Annotated in this window: 14 protein-coding genes and 1 pseudogene; all 15 read left to right on the top strand. The window is 52.5% G+C overall.

Features of this window, described 5'->3' with window-relative positions:
• The first annotated feature begins 36 nt into the window (after window positions 1–36).
• Window positions 37–585 (top strand): hypothetical protein, encoded by a 549-nt coding sequence (locus ACYQ00_RS02875; RefSeq protein WP_460030681.1) that lies wholly within the window; start codon window positions 37–39, stop codon window positions 583–585.
• 151 nt (window positions 586–736) lie between these two features.
• Window positions 737–1,594 (top strand): RHS repeat domain-containing protein, encoded by an 858-nt coding sequence (locus tag ACYQ00_RS02870; RefSeq protein ID WP_460030680.1) that lies wholly within the window; start codon window positions 737–739, stop codon window positions 1,592–1,594.
• 221 nt (window positions 1,595–1,815) lie between these two features.
• Complete coding sequence (locus ACYQ00_RS02865) at window positions 1,816–2,181, top strand: RHS repeat domain-containing protein (RefSeq protein WP_487247449.1); 366 nt, start codon at window positions 1,816–1,818, stop codon at window positions 2,179–2,181.
• Window positions 2,182–2,263: 82 nt separating this feature from the next.
• Complete coding sequence (locus ACYQ00_RS02860) at window positions 2,264–3,316, top strand: IS5 family transposase (protein WP_460030679.1); 1,053 nt, start codon at window positions 2,264–2,266, stop codon at window positions 3,314–3,316.
• Window positions 3,317–4,169: 853 nt separating this feature from the next.
• A complete protein-coding gene (locus ACYQ00_RS02855) occupies window positions 4,170–6,251 on the top strand; it encodes an RHS repeat domain-containing protein (protein WP_460030678.1) in 2,082 nt (693 codons plus the stop codon).
• 478 nt (window positions 6,252–6,729) lie between these two features.
• Entirely contained in the window at window positions 6,730–7,794 is a 1,065-nt protein-coding gene (locus tag ACYQ00_RS02850; protein WP_460030677.1) for an RHS repeat domain-containing protein, read from the top strand.
• Between the two features lie 145 nt (window positions 7,795–7,939).
• Entirely contained in the window at window positions 7,940–8,410 is a 471-nt protein-coding gene (locus ACYQ00_RS02845) for a hypothetical protein (RefSeq protein ID WP_460030676.1), read from the top strand.
• A 45-nt stretch (window positions 8,411–8,455) separates the two neighbouring features.
• On the top strand, window positions 8,456–10,021 hold the full coding sequence (locus ACYQ00_RS02840; RefSeq protein WP_460030675.1) for an RHS repeat domain-containing protein: 1,566 nt from the start codon (window positions 8,456–8,458) through the stop codon (window positions 10,019–10,021).
• A 2-nt stretch (window positions 10,022–10,023) separates the two neighbouring features.
• Window positions 10,024–10,704 (top strand): hypothetical protein, encoded by a 681-nt coding sequence (locus ACYQ00_RS02835; RefSeq protein ID WP_460030674.1) that lies wholly within the window; start codon window positions 10,024–10,026, stop codon window positions 10,702–10,704.
• Between the two features lie 1,144 nt (window positions 10,705–11,848).
• Window positions 11,849–12,901, top strand: a complete 1,053-nt coding sequence (locus ACYQ00_RS02830) for an IS5 family transposase (RefSeq protein WP_460030289.1) — start codon at window positions 11,849–11,851, stop codon at window positions 12,899–12,901.
• A gap of 290 nt (window positions 12,902–13,191) precedes the next feature.
• Window positions 13,192–13,422: pseudogene (locus tag ACYQ00_RS02825) on the top strand (integrase core domain-containing protein); the annotation flags it as partial.
• 739 nt (window positions 13,423–14,161) lie between these two features.
• A complete protein-coding gene (locus tag ACYQ00_RS02820; protein WP_460030673.1) occupies window positions 14,162–15,391 on the top strand; it encodes a hypothetical protein in 1,230 nt (409 codons plus the stop codon).
• Between the two features lie 510 nt (window positions 15,392–15,901).
• A complete protein-coding gene (locus ACYQ00_RS02815; protein ID WP_460030672.1) occupies window positions 15,902–16,903 on the top strand; it encodes a hypothetical protein in 1,002 nt (333 codons plus the stop codon).
• Window positions 16,904–17,207: 304 nt separating this feature from the next.
• On the top strand, window positions 17,208–18,269 hold the full coding sequence (locus tag ACYQ00_RS02810; protein WP_460030671.1) for a hypothetical protein: 1,062 nt from the start codon (window positions 17,208–17,210) through the stop codon (window positions 18,267–18,269).
• Window positions 18,266–18,445: a helix-turn-helix domain-containing protein gene (locus ACYQ00_RS02805; RefSeq protein ID WP_460030670.1), complete on the top strand. Its 180-nt coding sequence runs from the start codon at window positions 18,266–18,268 to the stop codon at window positions 18,443–18,445. Before ACYQ00_RS02810 ends, ACYQ00_RS02805 begins: the two co-directional genes overlap by 4 nt.
• The last annotated feature ends 6 nt before the right edge of the window (window positions 18,446–18,451 follow it).

The following is an 18,451-nucleotide window of genomic DNA, read 5'->3' as shown; positions in this document are numbered from 1 at the left end:
GTGATCAAGAAAACGGCGTTTAATAGGAGAAAGCATATGTCAATTATTGATGTATTAGCAAAAGCGAAAAAAGATGGAACGATGGTTGCCACACATATCAACCCAGCGGATCAGTCCTCTTGCTCTGTCGGCTATGTGCACTATGTTGACGAGTATTGGTACATTTTGAAGTCTTATGCTCCAGATGGATCTGACGATGGATATGAAATTCGAAGAACAAATGACCTTTTTAGAGTTGATATGCAAGGAGTATATGAATCCAAGATTGAATTCTTGAGCAAACACCATCTGGAATTTCGGTGCCACGTAGAAATCCCCACCATTAAGTCTAATGACAACTTGGTCGGAGAGATTCTCCAAGCATTAGTTGCTAACAATGCAATCGGGGTGTTCTGGACCACAGACGACAATGATTCTATAATTGGCTTTGTTAAAGAATTCAATTCTGAATGGGTCACAGTCCAAATCGTGGACGACTATGGGCGCGTCGATTCTCTCGTAACGGTAAAGCACTCAGAAATTCTGGCTATCGACTTTAACTCTAAGAAATGTCAGATAATAAATTTTCTGTATAAAAACTTGTAAAGTATTTCTTTATATAATTATACACTAAAGCATGTTTCCAAATCATCGCAACCAAATAAAACATGAAGCGATGGTGGTGGCCATAGCCAGGATGCTCCCTTGAGGTTTATGCGGGTGGCCTCTATCGCCCTCCCGCCTGGTCAACGGCGAGGTGACCGAAAAGTACCTCTGGCTCGGCCGCACGCGACTCCTGGCGATCTTTGACAACAACAACACCGTGTTGCAGCGCTTCCTGTACGCTGATGGCCGCATGCCCCTGGCCATGGAGCAGGCCGGCGAGACGTACTATTTCGCCTACGATCAGGTCGGCAGCCTCCGGGCCGTGACTGATGCAAGCGGGCATGTCATCAAGAACGTCCTGTATGACTCGTTCGGGCGGGTGATCAGCGACAGCAATCCTGAACTGAAGGTGCCCTTTGGCTTTGCCGGCGGACTGCAGGATAGCGAGACGGGACTGGTGCGCTTTGGGTATCGGGATTATGATCCGGAGACGGGGCGGTGGACCAGTAAGGATCCAATGGGGCTTATGCTTCGCTTGGCACCCACCTACAAATATGCCTGGGGCAACCCGGTCAGATTCATCGATAGTACTGGAAAGTTTCCATTTGACGTATCGGGAGGAGGGTCAGTGGAAGCATCCCTGATGGTTGGAGAAGAGGGTGCCAGCGCCTCAGGAGGAGTTGAATTTAATATTCCGTCCGGTGTGATATGCATATCTTACACGGTTTGCATCCGAAACCGGGGGTATGGGTGGTATATGGGTGCTGGCGTAAGTGTGGGTGGAGGGATTTCGGGTACAAGCAGTTCGGGCTCTTCAAGACAAGATGCGATGACAATAGGCGCTGAAGCTGCTTTTGGGGATGGATACGGAGGAAGTGTCACCGCGACAAAAGGTGGGTCGAGCCTTGGAGTTGGTATTAAGCCTTCAATAGGGATAGGAGCGTGCGTTTATGGATCGGACTGCGAAATCAAGAAGAAATGTATTTCATTTGCAGATTTGGTGAGGTAGCGAGGGTGCTAAAGATAAAGGCTGCTTTGATATTTTTATTATTGGCTTTCCTTTTTTTTGTGTATGGAGTGTTAGTCGACCCAGATTCACTATGGATGGCTGCCGCAACAATATTTTTATATCAAGTATTGTATGTAGCGCATATAGTTTCAGGAATTGACAAGTTCATAAGACGCATCTTCAAGCTTTAGTACGCAGGACTGCTCGGCCGCACGCGACTCTTGGCGATCTTTGACAACAACGGCAATGTATTGCAGCGCTTTCTGTACGCCGATGGCCGCTTGCCCCTGGCCATGGAGCAGGCCGGCGAGCTGTTCTACTTCGCCTACGATCAGGTCGGCAGCCTCCGGGCCGTGACTGATGCGAGCGGGCATGTCATCAAGAACGTCCTGTATGACGCATTCGGGAGGGTGCTCAGCGACAGCAATCCTGAGTTGAAAGTACCATTCGGGTTTGCTGGCGGACTGCAGGATAGCGATACGGGACTGGTGCGCTTTGGGTACCGGGACTATGATCCGGAGGTGGGGAGGTGGACAAGTAAGGATCCAATTGGGTTTGAGGGGGGATCGCTCGGGTTATTCTGCTGAGACCTCTGCACGGCCACCGCATATTTTCTCTTTAAATCCATCATGATATCTGCTATTCTTCCTTCACCCCAAGGAGGAAAACATGGCAGAGCGCAGCCCCAAGGCCCCGTTGCTTGGCGATTACTTCATGGCCCGGCGCAAGACCAAGCGCACCTTCCTGGACGACATTGACGCACTCATCGACTGGCGGCCTATCCGTTCGTTTTTGAACAAGAAACTTACCCGCAAGGCCGACGCCGTGGGCAACCCCGCCTACCCGGCCCTGGCCATGTTCAAGATTCTGCTCCTGCAACGGTGGTACAATCTCAGCGACCCGGCCACCGAGCAGGCCCTCTACGACCGCCTCTCCTTCATCCGCTTCGTTGGTCTGTCCTTCGAGGGTGACGTCCCCGACGAAACCACCATCTGCAGATTTCGCAATGGCCTGATCAAGTTGAATATTCTCGATAAGCTTCTGGATCGCCTCAACGAGCAGCTCGAAGCCAAGGGCCTGCTCGTCCGCGAGGGGACGGTGGTCGACGCCTCGGTGGTCGAATCTGCCCGCCGCCCGCGCAAAATCATCGACATCCTGCCCGAGGATCGCGCGGAGGAGGCCGAACAGCAACCTGCATCCCCTGCGAAATCAGACTGTTCGGTCAAGGTCAGCTTTTCAGACGATGCCGACGCGGCCTGGCTCAAGAAGGAGCGTCGCTGTCATTACGGCTACAAAATCCACGCCGCCACCGATGCTCGCGACGGCTTCTTCCTCGGCGGCCACGCCACCTCGGCCAACCGGTCAGACATGCGCGAGTTCGAAACGCTGCTCGATGAAATCCATGTTATTCCAGGGACCTATGTCTATGGCGACAAGGGGTATTCCAGCGGCGCCAACCGCGACGCGCTGCTGGCCCGCGGCCTCAAGGACGCCACCATGGACAAGGCCACCCGCCACGCGCCGCTCACGGCCTATGAACGATTGCGCAACCGGCTCATCAGCAGCGTGCGCTGCGGCGTGGAGCGGGTGTTCGGGACCTGGAAACGCGGCTACGGCCTGGCCCGGGCGCGCTATCTGGGCCTGAAAAAGGTCTGCGCCGAGCTGTATCTGGTGGGGATGGCCTTCAATTTGAAGAAAGCCGTGCGGTTGATGGGCACTTGAGGGGCTGGTGCGTCCAAAATTTGGAAGGAATGATGAAAATGAGGGAAAAATGATGAAAGCGATGACAGATTAGACCAAAATCAGAGGCCAAGAGGGCCATTTCCTCGGCGAAGAGTCGTTCGGGTGGTGTTGTGCAGAGGTCTCCTGCTATGCAAGACTGAACCTCATACGCTTTATCGATCCGAGCGGCTTGACTGTTGGGTTAACATGCAACGATGCATACGATAAGTATCTCGACTACTTAGACAATTGTGTGAAACAATTTGGGGACGATTTAGATACAACTTCTGCATATATGGATCAACTATACTCGAAAAGCAGAGGGTGGAGAGATTCCGCCACCTCGTCATCCGAGCGTATTGTTCGTGGTGGAGCTTATGTTGGATCAAGAATCGTGGGTGCCATAGTAAGTGGCAAGTTGATTCCGTTTTTGTGCCTGCTGCGTTTCTGCAATGTACGTTAGAATGCCGAGCTAACGCAGATGAGGATTTTTTGAATAGTTGTGATAACGACTGCTCCGAACGATATGCAGATGCTTTGGCAGCCCCGAGCAACTAAGTATGTACTATACATTTATTTTACAGGCTCTCGCCGCATTAAGTGCTGTTGGCGGACTGGCGCGCTTAATTTTCCTCTATAATAAAGTTTCCATTTTCGAGTGGATCGTTGATCTCTTGGTAGCCCTATCCTTGCCTTTGTTCTTGCTCCATTTTTCCAGGAGCAAATCTTTCATTGGCTATTTTTTAATAGCATTGTCTTCAGCTATTATCATATTTGGATTTATTTATCGTTCCATTTAAATCTGTAGCAAAATTGACATCAGTGTGTATGCTGCAGTAGCACGCCGGGGCTGTTGGACACCACCTTCGAGCACGACGACAAAGGCCGGCTGACCCGCCAGGCCACCGGCAACCGGACAACCGCGTACACCTACGATGCCCAGGGCAACCTTGCCACGGTCACCGGGTCGGACAACCGCACCGTGGCCTACAGTCACGACGCCGCGGGCCGGGTCACGGCCATTGAGCGGCCGGACGCCACCACCGTCCGCTTTGTGTACGACCAGAACGGCAACATGCGCGTGCTCACCGTGCCCACGGACGTGGACCATGCCTTTGACTACAACAAGGTGGACCTGAACACCGAATACGAAACGCCGCTCTCGGGCTCGTATCAATATCTCTATGACAAGGACCGCCGGTTGGTGAAGACCATCTTCCCCGGCGGCAGAAGCATCGACAATCACTATGTGGACGGCCTGTTGCGGTCCGTGACTACGCCCGAAGGCCAGATCATCTATGACTATGCCTGCGGCTCCAAGGTCACCAGCATGGTCATGGGTGACGAGTCGCTGACTTTTGCCTACGACGGCTCGCTCATGACCTCGCTGTCACAGTCCGGCGAGCTGGATGCCACGATCGGCTTCCAGTACGACGACACCGGCGAGCTGGCCGGCTTGACCTATGCCGGCGAGACCATCGCCTTTACCTATGATCTCGACGAGTTGACCACCAAGGTTGGCGACTTCGCCATTGCCCGAGACGCCCAGAACGGCCTGCCCCTGGCCGTCTCCGATGGCACGGCCACCCTCTCCCGCAGCTTCAACGGCTACGGCGAGGTGGAGACCGAGACCCTGGCCGTGGCCGGGGCGCAGGTCGGCGAAGTCCGCCTGGAACGCAACACCATCGGCCACATCACGCGCAAGACCGAGACCATTGACGCAGCCACACAGGTTTACGACTACGAATACGACAGCATGGGCCGGCTGACGCGCGTGGTGGATGGCAACGGCACGCTGCTGGAGGCCTACACCTACGGCAAGCAGGGCGAGCGCCTGACGCAGTACAGTCTGTGGTTCGACATCGGCAACCGCACTTTCGAGTATGATGCAGAAGACCGCCTGCTGCGTGCCGGCGACACGCAGTATGAATACAATGCCGACGGCTTCTTGACAAAGAAGATCACGGCCAACGCCACCGTTGCATACACATACTCCTCCCGCGGCGAAACGAAAACGGTGGACCTGGGCAACGGGACTGTCGTAGAATATCGTCACGACGTCCTCGGCCGCCCCGCCGCCCGCCTCGTCAACGGCGAGGTGACCGAAAAGTACCTCTGGCTCGGCCGCACGCGGCTCCTGGCCGTCTACAACGCCGATGATACAGTTAAGCAGCGCTTCATGTATGCGGATGGTCGGATGCCTGTGGCCATGGAGCAGAGTGGCGAACTCTTCTACTTCGCCTACGATCAGGTCGGCAGCCTGCGGGCCGTGACTGATGAAAATGGCGTGGTGCAAAAGTCTGTCCTGTATGACTCGTTCGGGCGGGTGATCAGCGACAGCAATCCTGGACTGAAGGTGCCCTTTGGCTTTGCCGGCGGACTGCAGGATAGCGATACGGGACTGGTGCGCTTTGGATATCGGGACTATGATCCGGAGGTGGGGAGGTGGACGAGTAAAGATCCGATTGGGTTTTCTATTTTTGAAACCGACATATTTGTCTACTCACAAAACGATCCAATAAATTTAATAGATTCCAATGGCTTGTTTTTCAAAACGATTCGTGAAGGGCTTGAGGCGGCTGCTGAAGTGGGTACTGCAAATGCAAAAAGAGGCGCGGATCTTTCTGAAGAAGCCATATCTGTCTCGAGAGAAACAGGGCTCGATGGTGCTCTCGGCGGAGCACAAGATGCATTTCGCCATTGTTATTGGAGTTGCAGGATGGCTCAAGAGATGGGAGAAGAGGTTTCCAAAAAAGTTGGGGATAATCATGAAAAATGGAATATCTCGACCGATAACGACCGAAAAATGGATGAGCATAACAATGCAGTTGGCCGAGAGCTCGCAGAATCGGGAACGTGTCCAGATGATTGTAAAACAAAATGCCTTGACGCAATTAAGAAAGGTGAAAATAGTCCCTTGATGTTCTCACGCTGAATAGCAACACTTGCGTTGGGACTACTATGCGCATGTATTTCCATCATAGAATTGCAAATGGTGCTAAGGGATACAAATTATTTATGGTGGCAGTAGCGTTTTTTGCCATCTTATATGTCTTCTATTCGACAGTGCCAGTCATCTGCATTGAGTTGACAAATTTTTCCAATTGTTCAGCCATTTATAATCTACAGATTGAGTATTCTAATGGAAAATTGGTAGTTCCGCGGATTGAGGCAGGTCAAACCCAAACGTCAAAGATTCGACCATCAGGAGAGTCTTCATTAAAGTTATTCTTCGACCAAGGGAACAATCGGTGCGAGAAAAATCTAAATTTATACATGGAGGAAGGTTATTCTGGCCGTATTCTCATATTTTTTGACTCCAACTGCACTGTTACGGCTGACGATCAAACTGAGACTTTTTTTTCTTATCTAAAAAATATGTTCAAATATTAAATTGTTAAATCTGATAAAGCGTGTGGTTCGACATCGGCAACCGCACTTTCGAGTATGATGCAGAAGACCGCCTGCTCCGTTCCGGCGACACGCAGTATGAATACAATGCCGACGGCTTCCTGACTAAGAAGATTACTACCAACGCCACCGTTGCATACACATACTCCTCCCGCGGCGAGACGAAAACGGTGGACCTGGGCAACGGGACTGTCGTAGAATATCGCCACGACGTCCTCGGCCGCCCCGCCGCCCGCCTGGTCAACGGCGAGGTGACCGAAAAGTACCTCTGGCTCGGCCGCACGCGGCTCCTGGCGATCTTTGACAACAACGACAATGTATTGCAGCGCTTCCTGTACGCCGATGGCCGCATGCCCCTGGCCATGGAGCAGGCCGGCGAGACGTTCTACTTGGCCTACGATCAGGTCGGCAGCCTCCGGGCCGTGACTGATGCGAGTGGGAATGTCGTCAAGAACGTCCTGTATGACTCGTTCGGGCGGGTGATCAGCGACAGCAATCCTGAACTGAAGGTGCCCTTTGGCTTCGCAGGAGGGCTGCAGGATAGCGATACGGGTCTGGTGCGGTTCGGGTACCGGGATTATGATCCGGAGACGGGGCGGTGGACGAGTAAGGATCCGATTGGGTTTGATAGCGACGACGCCAATATCTATGCGTATTGTTCTGCAAACCCAGTGCGCTACGTTGATGCCAATGGCCAAAGTGCAATGGCCGTCGTTGGGCCAATCGCAGCAGCAGTGGCGATGATGGACACGCCAGTGCCCGGGCCGATGGATGCGGTGGCGGCTGTCATGGTCGCGGTAGCTGCCCTCAGTGACTTGGTAGACTCATGTCCCAAAGAATGCCCGCCGTGTGATCCGCCAAAGGGTACACGTTGTTGGGTTAAGGAATATGGGCCTCATAACGGCCATGACCCGCATTGGCATGTATATGAAATGCAACAGATTCCTGCCACTTGTGAATGTCGATGGCGCTATTTAGGGGGAAAAATGGACAAAGGGACGTTTAGTTACCAACCGACAAATATGTCTCCGTGTTCCTCTTTCGCTGGTTTTGTTGGACGCAAATAATATGTTACCCTATGAGAGCATCCATACAGTACTGGGTTATGAGCGATGCTTAATTGGTTTTGATCTTAGATCATTGCGGTCATTTCCAAATGAGGAGTATTGCCTTGGCAGTTCATTCTATTACCAATACATGAAGAGATACCAGATGCTTCCTGTCACAATAGACGAACAGGCTTGGCCATATAGTGACAGTAAACAAATTGTAAAAATTCCAGAAAACGGCTTTGGCTTGTTTAATTATAGTGATACGGACTTGTTCGCTGTAGTTACTTCTACCAAAAGCACATTGGTGGCTTATGATATCCCACTCAGTTATGCCAATTTCTTAAGCAGTACATTTGGAATCCATCCACTAAATATGGATGTGACAAACAACCCAAAGTGGAATTTTGCCGGGTATGACTCTGCTGATATCCGCACAATAAGCAGTGCATTTTATGGCCATCCCTGGGGTGAGCAAGAAGCTCAGCAGATTGAAACCAACTTGTCATTGTCGTTTAATGATTTCGGTTTACTTGATATACAGGAAAAATGTATTCATGCATCAATTTATTTTTCTTCTCGAATGCCTTGGCATGCGCCCTTTGTACCATGCGGGGTTTGGATTTGGCACTAGCCACCGCTAGCAACATCGTTCGTTGCTCTCTACGACGGCTCGCTCATGACCTCGCTGTCACAGTCCGGCGAGCTGGATGCCACGATCGGCTTCCAGTACGACGACACCGGCGAGCTGGCCGGCTTGACCTATGCCGGCGAGACCATCGCCTTTACCTATGATCTCGACGAGTTGACCACCAAGGTTGGCGACTTCGCCATTGCCCGCGACGCCCAGAACGGCCTGCCCCTGGCCGTCTCCGATGGCACGGCTATCCTTTCGCGCAGCTTCAACGGCTACGGCGAGGTGGAGACCGAGGCCCTGGCCGTGGCCGGAGCGCCAGTCGGCGAAGTCCGCCTGGAACGCAACACCATCGGCCACATCACGCGCAAGACCGAGACCATTTCCGCAGCCACGCAGATCTACGACTACGAATACGACAGCATGGGCCGGCTGACGCGCGTGGTGGACGGCAACGGCACGCTGCTGGAGGCCTACACCTACGGCAAGCAGGGCGAGCGCCTGACACAGTACAGTCTGTGGTTCGACATCGGCAACCGCACCTTCGCGTATGATGCAGAAGACCGCCTGCTGCGTGCCGGCGACACGCAATATGAATACAATGCCGACGGCTTCCTGACCAAGAAGATCACGGCCAACGCCACCGTCGAATACACATACTCCTCCCGCGGCGAGACGAAAACGGTGGACCTGGGCAACGGGACTGTCGTAGAATATCGCCACGACGTCCTCGGCCGCCCCGCCGCCCGCCTCGTCAACGGCGAGGTGACCGAAAAGTACCTCTGGCTCGGCCGCACGCGACTCCTGGCGATCTTTGACAACAACGACAATGTATTGCAGCGCTTCCTGTACGCCGAGGGCCGCATGCCCCTGGCCATGGAGCAGGCCGGCGAGTTGTTCTACTTGGCTTACGACCAGGTCGGCAGCCTCCGGGCCGTGACTGATGCGAGTGGGAATGTCGTCAAGAACGTCCTGTATGACTCGTTCGGGAGGGTGATCAGCGACAGCAATCCCGAACTGAAAGTGCCGTTCGGTTTTGCTGGCGGACTGCAGGATAGCGAGACGGGACTGGTGCGCTTTGGGTATCGGGATTATGATCCCGAGGTGGGGAGGTGGACGAGTAAGGATCCGATTGGGTTTTGGAGTGGGGATTCGGCGTTATATGTGTATTGCTTCTCTAACCCCGCTTCCTATGTCGATCCATCTGGGCTTGCAAAGGGACACCACTTTTTCCCTCAAAGCTTAATGAAAGATATGAGTAGTGAGGCTAAAAAGGTTCTGAAGGATGCTACAACAGGACCAATACCTGCTGACGCATCAATACATAGAGGGTTCAATGAGCTGCACAGAAAATATAATGATGCTGTTGGCGATCTTTTCAGGGAGTGGCTTCAGCGTAAAGGGATTCGCCCTTGCGAAATGACTGCGAATGATGCGCGTGAACTCTTAGAACTGATAAAAAATTCGAGCATCAAAGAGATTAGCGACTTCCTAAAGGCAATTGAGATCGCACAATATGCCTTTGAAAACAGCTCAATAGGAGCGGCCATGCGCGCCGATCCTGCCGGCACAACAGAGTTGCTTTATGATTTTTTTAATATCGGGAGATAGAAATGAGCTTAAACCCCTTAAGATCCGAGGGATACTTAATTTTAGTCGGGGACTTTCCGGGGCACAATGTCTTTTGTGGCGCGCACAGTATCGATGGGGCGATTTGCCCTAACTGCCGAAAACCACTGTATAGATTTTTTTCAATCCAATCATTTGACCCATTGCTGGGGATAGTTTCAAAAAATATAAAATCGGTACATATTTTAAGCTGCTGGCGATGCAACGTCGCCCAGTATGATTTTTATTACAAGCTGCTACCGGACGGAGTTCGAGTCTTGAAATATGCAGCTGGCTTTCAAGCCTCTGATTTTCCATACAGTAATTATCCTGACTTTTTCCCGCAAGCAGGTATGGACTTTATGCCACTTACTCTCACGGCGCAACAAATGATAATTAATTACAACGAGGATATTATTACTGATGACGACCTTGAAGATTATGGCGTCAGCTATGGCGCAGAAATCCATTATCCCAGGCATCAAATTTTCGGTGAGCCTTTTTTAGTTTACCATCCAACAAATGGCATGCGGTGCTGCAAGTGCAATTGCATAATGCACTTTCTGCTAAGCGTTTCTGACTATTGCCTTGATCCAAGGGGGTTTACTGGTAACTCATATGTCCAAATGTTATTTTTCATATGCGTGAATTGTAATATTATCGGGGCATATTCCCAGTGCGACTAGGGCCTGTTTCCATATCATCGCAGCCAAATAAGACATGAAGCGATGGTGACCATGGCCTGAAAGGAGACTTTGAGTTTTTCGTAGCGAGTGGCGATTTTTCTAAACTCTTTGAGTTTACAGAAAAAACACTCGACCGCACCGCGCTGTTCAATGGAGTCAATCAACGTAATACAATCATGAGCTTACTCGCCATAATGATGCGTTGCTTTCAAGGCATGGATCAATTCAAGCGCCGGGACGCTGTTATGCGTGTTGCCACCTACGAGGAGTAGCCGCACGGGGTTGCCCAATGCGTCCACTGAGGTATGGGTTTTGGGAGTCTGGCTGCCACGGCTGCGACCGATGGTCTGGGCTTCGCTCCCCCCGCTTGTTGCTCCCGGCGGCATGCTGATCGTCACGGGCCTAGGAGCCATCAAACAGGATGGATTCAAGGACGGCATCCTGGGCAAGCGAAGCAAGGGTACCCTGCCAAGGCGGTGGCTTGGTCCAGGATTTGAGTGCTCATACGCGGTCTGCCGCGGGTTAAATTTTGTGGGCAGTTCGCACCAGGGGGTGCCGGTGCGCATAATCTACTAGACGCCGTTGAATATGAGGCGGGCGTCTTTTGAGGGCCTGCCCCGCGGGTCTTTGCGGGGCAGGCAGACCAATGGTGCGAGACGTTGCCACAGGTCATCGGATATGTTGTGTCGGCTCATGCACGATTGCACCGTAAGAGTTTTTGTTGTCTATGTATTTTTTGGGGATAGGCTCCGGGAGAGCCACAATACTCACAACCAACGGAGGCAAGCATGAACAGTGGAAGGTTGGTTTGTTTTATAGGATCCTTGTACTGGGGTGTCATAACATTGGTTTTTATAGTATCTGCTACATATAGAGAATTAAATGGAAGCGGTGCCGGTGCCGGCTCCGCGGAGCATGCTATATACGCTATATTTGCTGGTATTTTTTTTATTCAGCCTCAGGCGTTTTTTACGCAATGTCGAAATATCAACATCAAGCTTGTCACGTTATTTCGCAGCAACTTCAGGGTTAACAGTCATTGCCGTCGCGTTGATGTTTTGAGACCTCTGCACGGCCACCGCATATTTTCTCTTCAAATCCAGCATGATATCTGCTATTCTTCCTTCACCCCAAGGAGGATAACATGGCAGAGCGCAGCCCCAAGGCCCCGTTGCTTGGCGATTACTTCATGGCCCGGCGCAAGACCAAGCGCACCTTCCTGGACGACATTGACGCCCTCATCGACTGGCGGCCTATCCGTTCGTTTTTGAACAAGAAACTTACCCGCAAGGCCGACGCCGTGGGCAACCCCGCCTACCCGGCCCTGGCCATGTTCAAGATTCTGCTCCTGCAACGGTGGTACAATCTCAGCGACCCGGCCACCGAGCAGGCCCTCTACGACCGCCTCTCCTTCATCCGCTTCGTTGGTCTGTCCTTCGAGGGTGACGTCCCCGACGAAACCACCATCTGCCGATTTCGCAACGGCCTGATCAAGTTGAATATTCTCGATAAGCTTCTGGATCGCCTCAACGAGCAGCTCGAAGCCAAGGGCCTGCTCGTGCGTGAGGGGACCGTGGTCGACGCCTCGGTGGTCGAATCTGCCCGCCGCCCGCGCAAAATCATCGACATCCTGCCCGAGGATCGCGCGGAGGAGGCCGAACAGCAACCTGCATCCCCTGCGAAATCAGACTGTTCGGTCAAGGTCAGCTTTTCAGACGATGCCGACGCGGCCTGGCTCAAGAAGGGGCGTCGCTGTCATTACGGCTACAAAATCCACGCCGCCACCGATGCTCGCGACGGCTTCTTCCTCGGCGGCCACGCCACCTCGGCCAACCGGTCAGACATGCGCGAGTTCGAAACGCTGCTCGATGAAATCCATGTTATTCCAGGGACCTATGTCTATGGCGACAAGGGGTATTCCAGCGGCGCCAACCGCGACGCGCTGCTGGCCCGCGGCCTCAAGGACGCCACCATGGACAAGGCCACCCGCCACGCGCCGCTCACGGCCTATGAACGATTGCGCAACCGGCTCATCAGCAGCGTGCGCTGCGGCGTGGAGCGGGTGTTCGGGACCTGGAAACGCGGCTACGGCCTGGCCCGGGCGCGCTATCTGGGCCTGAAAAAGGTCTGCGCCGAGCTGTATCTGGTGGGAATGGCCTTCAATTTGAAGAAAGCCGTGCGGTTGATGGGCACTTGAGGGGCTGGTGCGTCCAAAATTTGGAAGGAATGATGAAAATGAGGGAAAAATGATGAAAACGATGACAGATTAGACCAAAATCAGAGGCCGAGAGGGCCATTTCCTCGGCGAAGAGTCGTTCGGGTGGTGTTGTGCAGAGGTCTCGATTTCGGTGCATGAGAGGACAAACGTATCATCCACTTGAATCGGCGTGGCCATCGTGTCCCTGGCCCTGGTCTGGACCCTCCCCGACATCTGCGCCGGCATCATCAACGGTTCCAACACCTCCTCGGGTCAGGCCCAGAGAATGGCCGGAGCCGCCGTGGCAAAATGGCACAGCCGAGAGCTTCAACGGCAAGTTTCGCGATGAATGCCAGTCCATGGAGTGGGTTCGCAGCCGGGCTGAGGCCAAGGCAGTCATTGAGGGGTGGCGGCGGCACTACAACACCGTGCGCCCCCGCTCCAGTCTGGGCAACATGACCCCGGCGGCCTACAGGGAAACGGCCGCGAAGGGCCAAAATCGGAGCGCCACTCTCGAGTAATCAGTGGTCCGAAGAAGGCCGGCAGGTCAGATGGGCAATACCATCGGGCAGTCCATGATATTTATGACAATCCTTGGCTCTGGCGTTTTCCACCCTCTAATAATACTTGCGAAAGTTTCAGCTCAATGGGGCTGCGTTTCACGACAGATGGACATGATTTCTTTCTCAACAACCAGTGCAATATTTGTCTCATCACGCAAGGGGGCAATTAGGCATGGTACTCCCCCCCCCGAAAAGAAAAGGCCCGGTCATCTTGAAGGATAACCATGTCAATTCGCAAGAAATTTGGTGGAGCTGGAGGGAATCGAACCCACGACCTCTTGAATGCCATTCACCCCAAAACAAACAAAAAAATAACGCTTAACCATCTGACATTCCGAGCATTCCCCCGTCACCTCGCCGCACATTCGCTTTGTGCATGCCGTGCTGCGCTGCGCATGATTTCAGTAGGTTGCGCAGGGGTGAAATATGAGAGCGGACACATAGCGGACACGAGGGAAATTTTGGTTTACTTCTAAGCAAACCCAAGATACCCAAAAAATATCAGGCGTGCAGTGTCATGCGAACTGGCATTATATGCCACTACCTCATCGCGGATACTCGTCCGGTGCTAGAGACTTGCACCAGTAAGAAACCGTGAAGTAAAATTTGGCGCATAAATATACAGGGAAAACTACTCACCGTCAATATAATTTGGCAATTTCGTTTCCTAGTCTTCAAAAACATTTAAGGTGTATCAATGAAGCCATTTAATAAGGTAGATTCTTCAACTGCATTTCAGCATCATTTGTCTGTCGTTAAAAATGAAATATCAACACTGGATAACGAGTATGTCATAAAAGCTTCTGCGGCGGAACTCGAAGCATACTTCATAGATAAAGTGAGACTTGAGCCGTTAGTACTCCATTTAGATGGCCTTTATCTCAAGAATCGATCTGGCACTCAGATGGATGTCAGCAATGACTTTAGAAGAGTGATCTTTCCTGGTGAGCGGGCTGTAGTTCAAGGAACAGCTATTGACATAGCCGTTCCTTTTGAAGGTGATCCTAGTTTGTGGGACGTAAGAGCTTCCTCCTATAGTTTGAGTGGATATCCAGAGATAAAAATTGATAAGTCTGAATTAGTGTTTAGGGTCTGCTTTCCAGATGATTCGGCTAACCCAAGCCAACTGAGTTCGCTGATAGATAGTAATATTCAGTCATTATCTAAAGCGGTGGGCAGACTCAAGAATGATGTAGATAATCACAATAATTCTTCGCCAAATATAATTAGGCAGGCACTAAAGAGAAAAAAAGAGCTTGCTCAATCATCATTAGGAGCCGTTGCCGCTTTAGGTATTCCAATTAATAGATTGCACACGCCGCCTACATTTGCCATACCGACTAAGCGAAAGCCTACGCCAATAAAAAGACCAGAGGTTTCAGCAGAAAAATACATGCCGGAGCCAGTTCTTGAAGAAAAAGAATACCAACATATTCTGGGAATATTGCGTAATATGTCGCTGGTTATTGAGCGTAGTCCAACATCTTTTGCGTTGTTAGACGAAGAGCAAATCCGCGATCATTTTCTAATACAATTAAATGGCCATTACGAGGGTGGGGCTACTGGAGAGACATTTAATGCCTCTGGTAAGACAGATATATTGATACGTGAAGCTAGCAAAAATGTATTTATTGCTGAGTGTAAGTTTTGGAAAGGGCAAAAGGCATTTAGCGATGCAATAAAACAGCTTCTTGGGTATTTGACATGGCGGGATTCAAAATGTGCACTTATGATTTTCAATCAAACTAAAGACTCAAGCGCAGTAAGGGCCAAAATGCATGAGGTTATGGAGTCACTGCCTGAGCATAGAAAAACTGAGTGTAACAACCCTGATGGGGACTCTCGCTACATACTGGTTAAGTTGTCGGATCCTGGAAAAGAAATAGTCGTAACAACACAGCTTTATGATGTTCCGCCTAAAAAATAATGCAAAGGCCAACAATCACCTTCACTCGGACTTCAAAGAGTTTCGTTTCTTCGTCGCTCATTTTATGCTAGCGAAGAATTGAGGCGCTAGGCATTGACGTAAACGACCGCCCGCGCCCCAAGCGAGCGAGGAGCGAGGGCACGCAGCGACGAGCGAGCGCGGGGCGGGGCCGGGAGGCCACGGCCTGCGCGAGGCGAGGTGCCGGGATCGGCGTTGGCTGCCAGCCCCCCTCCCGCCTCCCGAGCCGGAGCGGGAAGGGTCGCGCCTCCGTCGCCGTCGCTGGCCCCATTACGCCATGAGTAAGCGGGGTTCTGCAAGGGAAAAATCATCGCCTGGACGTATCCGAAGCCACATTATTTCATTGTCTCGAACATCTCCCTGATACGCCGGGATTTTTCCCTTGCAGGTTCCCGCGCTCATGGCACCGTTGCCAGCAACACGGCGAACAGGACGCTGGAGAAGACAATATTTATACTTGATTTTGAGAATGATTTTTGATTTCAGTAACTGATGAATACTCAATACCGTTTGGATTCTCTAGATGCCTGGGCCACTGGGAAATCACCTTTCCTCACACTTAAAGCCCTGGAAATGCTCAGTGCTGTCGAGCCATTGTGCATGATACTTGAGCGGGCAAAGGAAGGCCAGCAAGTTGGACGCCCTGAGGATGTTTCTTTGCAGCAATGGTTAGAGTTCTACCGTTCCAGCAAGGCATTAATGCGCCACCTTCGAGACGAAATTCGAAAAGGTGGAACAGCAGATGCTGCTTTGGTCGGGATGTTAGACTACGGCATGCATCTTCGGAAACAAGCATACTTGGCAAAGAGACGTATCAAGCCTGGATTCTTCAAACAATTAAAGCAAAAATTCATTATATGGCTTGCTAAAGAGATTCATAAACGTGGATTAGTCAAAAGTACTGCAATCGATATCGATATGATGCTTGAAGAGCAACGAAAAGATTTGATCGATACAATGCAGAAACTACAAGACAAGAGCTTATCTTCATATAATGCGGTGACGGCTCCGACATACTTTATCGCGAACGTTTGGCTTGTCTGCGTGCTTTTGTATGGTGTATTTCCTTCACAACTATTACGCAAAGCCCGGCTTGGCGACCTTGATTCTATGCAGTTGCTCTTTCAACTTGATCCTTCAACGATACATGATCCAGTAATCTCAAAGAAAATGCATCGTCTGAGACAGACTGCACCTGATAAGCACAAAGCCGCAGTGTCATGGGCCACCATGCCGCCGAAAAAGAAATTCACGCGGGAGTTGATTAAAAAGCGTCTCGGCGGTTTCCTCGCGTTCATGTCACAAGGCTTAAGCACCTGCAGTCCGTATCCGCCCCTCACAGCTCCTGAGATTATGGCCCTGTTTGACGCCTATGCAATGGACGCCAAGCAAGGCCCGGTTGATCCTGATTTGGCCGACCTGTCACCAGAAGCCTTTGCAAAGGCCATCCAGCGTGAAAAAGAGTTTTGGGCGTTCTACGTAAATCCAAGCTGAATATCATGTTGAAACAGAAAGTTGCGTGCTGGACAAAATGAATTGAAAAATCTGTCCAGGCGGTTTCCCTCCTCTCTCCGTAGTTGCCGGGGACATCGGCCCGTTGGTGGGTCGGCTCGGCAATCCGCGGGGTGGCATACGTCTATCAGCCACCCCGCTAACGTGAGAGGCGGAGTCTATGCGCAAGGGTTTTTGTCTTTTGTCTGGGGTAGATACGCTTGTAGTCGGGTACTATCTCTACTGGGTGCATCCTGAACTTCTGGAACGCCTCCGCGCCTGCATGGAGGTGGCGAAGCAAACCAAGATGGAGCAGCCCATTTGCCTTGAAGGGCCTGGCGGCTATGTCATTTCCTTCATGCTGCAGCCGCATGGCAAAAAGGGCTATACCTGGATTCTGCAAGGCCAGGACTACAGCCTGCTGATCATGGACCGGGCCACGCCAACCAGCCGGCCAAGCCTTGTGGTGGAATACCGGTCTGAATTGCTCTGGCGTCTGGGGCCTGTCACTGCGGTGCAACGCCTGCAGGACGCCCTGCAGCACAATGGCGCGAAGGTGTTGGCGGTCAAGCCCAGTCGCGCCGATCTCTGCATGGACCTCCTGTTTCCCAAGGACCGTTGGAACAGCCGCCTCCTTGGCGGTGCCGTCACCCGCGCCCAGGGCGATTGCATCCATCGCCGCTCGCGCACCATCACCGGCTTCAGCATTGGCCGTGGCGGTGACCTGTCAGCCCGCCTCTATGACAAGGCGAGGGAAATCGTTGAGCAGTCGGGCAAGACCTGGTTTTATGACTTGTGGGGGCTGGAATCGGTCCCGGATGACTGCCACATCATCCGCGTGGAATTTCAGCTCCGGCGGCCTGTGCTTCGCGAGCTGGGCTGCAAGACCCTGGATGACTTCTGGAACGCCCTGCCGCATCTCTGGGCCTATTGCACGCAACGCTGGCTCAAATTCCAAATCAACCCCCACGAGCACCACACGCAGCAGAAAACGCAGCCCTGGTGGAAGGTCGTCCAGGGCTCTTTCCTGGGAATCTGCGAGGGCGAACCCCTCATCAGGGCCAAGGCCATTGAGAACGACAAGACCCGCCTGCGCCGCCAGGTCACCGGCCTGTGCTCCAGCCTCATTGCCCTGGAGCAGGACGGCGGCGCAGACCTCCCGTCCACGCGCGAGGCCTATCCGCAGATGGCTGACGAGGCCCTGCAGGCCCTGGGCAAGACCGACGCCGAAGTGCAAGAGGACGTGGCCAGAAAGCACGCCCGCAAGGCCCGGCTCAAGGCCAAGTTGCAGGACGCCGAAGCCCAACGCGCCCGCCTGGGCTTCGATTCTGCCAAGCCGGAAGGTGCGCAAGGGGAGGGCCAGGCATGAGCGACGCCCTTACCCTCCTGACCATCGACGAAACTGCCGCCATCCTGCGCGTGCATCGTGCCACCGTCTCGCGCCTGATCCGCTCTGGCGAGCTGCCCTGCGTTCTGATACGCTCCCGCAAGCTGGTCCGGCGGGTGGACCTGCGCGCGTTCCTTGACAACCACAGAGGCGAGTGACGGGCG

It is taken from the genome of Megalodesulfovibrio paquesii (assembly GCF_054653055.1).
The sequence above is the reverse complement of the archived record's forward strand: the minus strand, read 5'-3'. Positions and strand labels throughout refer to the sequence as shown.

Coding starts and splice junctions, on each gene's coding strand:
- ACYQ00_RS02835 (WP_460030674.1), top strand. CDS start 10,024: ATGAGCTTAAACCCCTTAAGATCCGAGGGATACTTAATTTTAGTCGGG.
- ACYQ00_RS02820 (WP_460030673.1), top strand. CDS start 14,162: ATGAAGCCATTTAATAAGGTAGATTCTTCAACTGCATTTCAGCATCAT.
- ACYQ00_RS02875 (WP_460030681.1), top strand. CDS start 37: ATGTCAATTATTGATGTATTAGCAAAAGCGAAAAAAGATGGAACGATG.
- ACYQ00_RS02840 (WP_460030675.1), top strand. CDS start 8,456: ATGACCTCGCTGTCACAGTCCGGCGAGCTGGATGCCACGATCGGCTTC.
- ACYQ00_RS02805 (WP_460030670.1), top strand. CDS start 18,266: ATGAGCGACGCCCTTACCCTCCTGACCATCGACGAAACTGCCGCCATC.
- ACYQ00_RS02830 (WP_460030289.1), top strand. CDS start 11,849: ATGGCAGAGCGCAGCCCCAAGGCCCCGTTGCTTGGCGATTACTTCATG.
- ACYQ00_RS02860 (WP_460030679.1), top strand. CDS start 2,264: ATGGCAGAGCGCAGCCCCAAGGCCCCGTTGCTTGGCGATTACTTCATG.
- ACYQ00_RS02810 (WP_460030671.1), top strand. CDS start 17,208: ATGGAGCAGCCCATTTGCCTTGAAGGGCCTGGCGGCTATGTCATTTCC.
- ACYQ00_RS02815 (WP_460030672.1), top strand. CDS start 15,902: ATGAATACTCAATACCGTTTGGATTCTCTAGATGCCTGGGCCACTGGG.
- ACYQ00_RS02845 (WP_460030676.1), top strand. CDS start 7,940: ATGCTTCCTGTCACAATAGACGAACAGGCTTGGCCATATAGTGACAGT.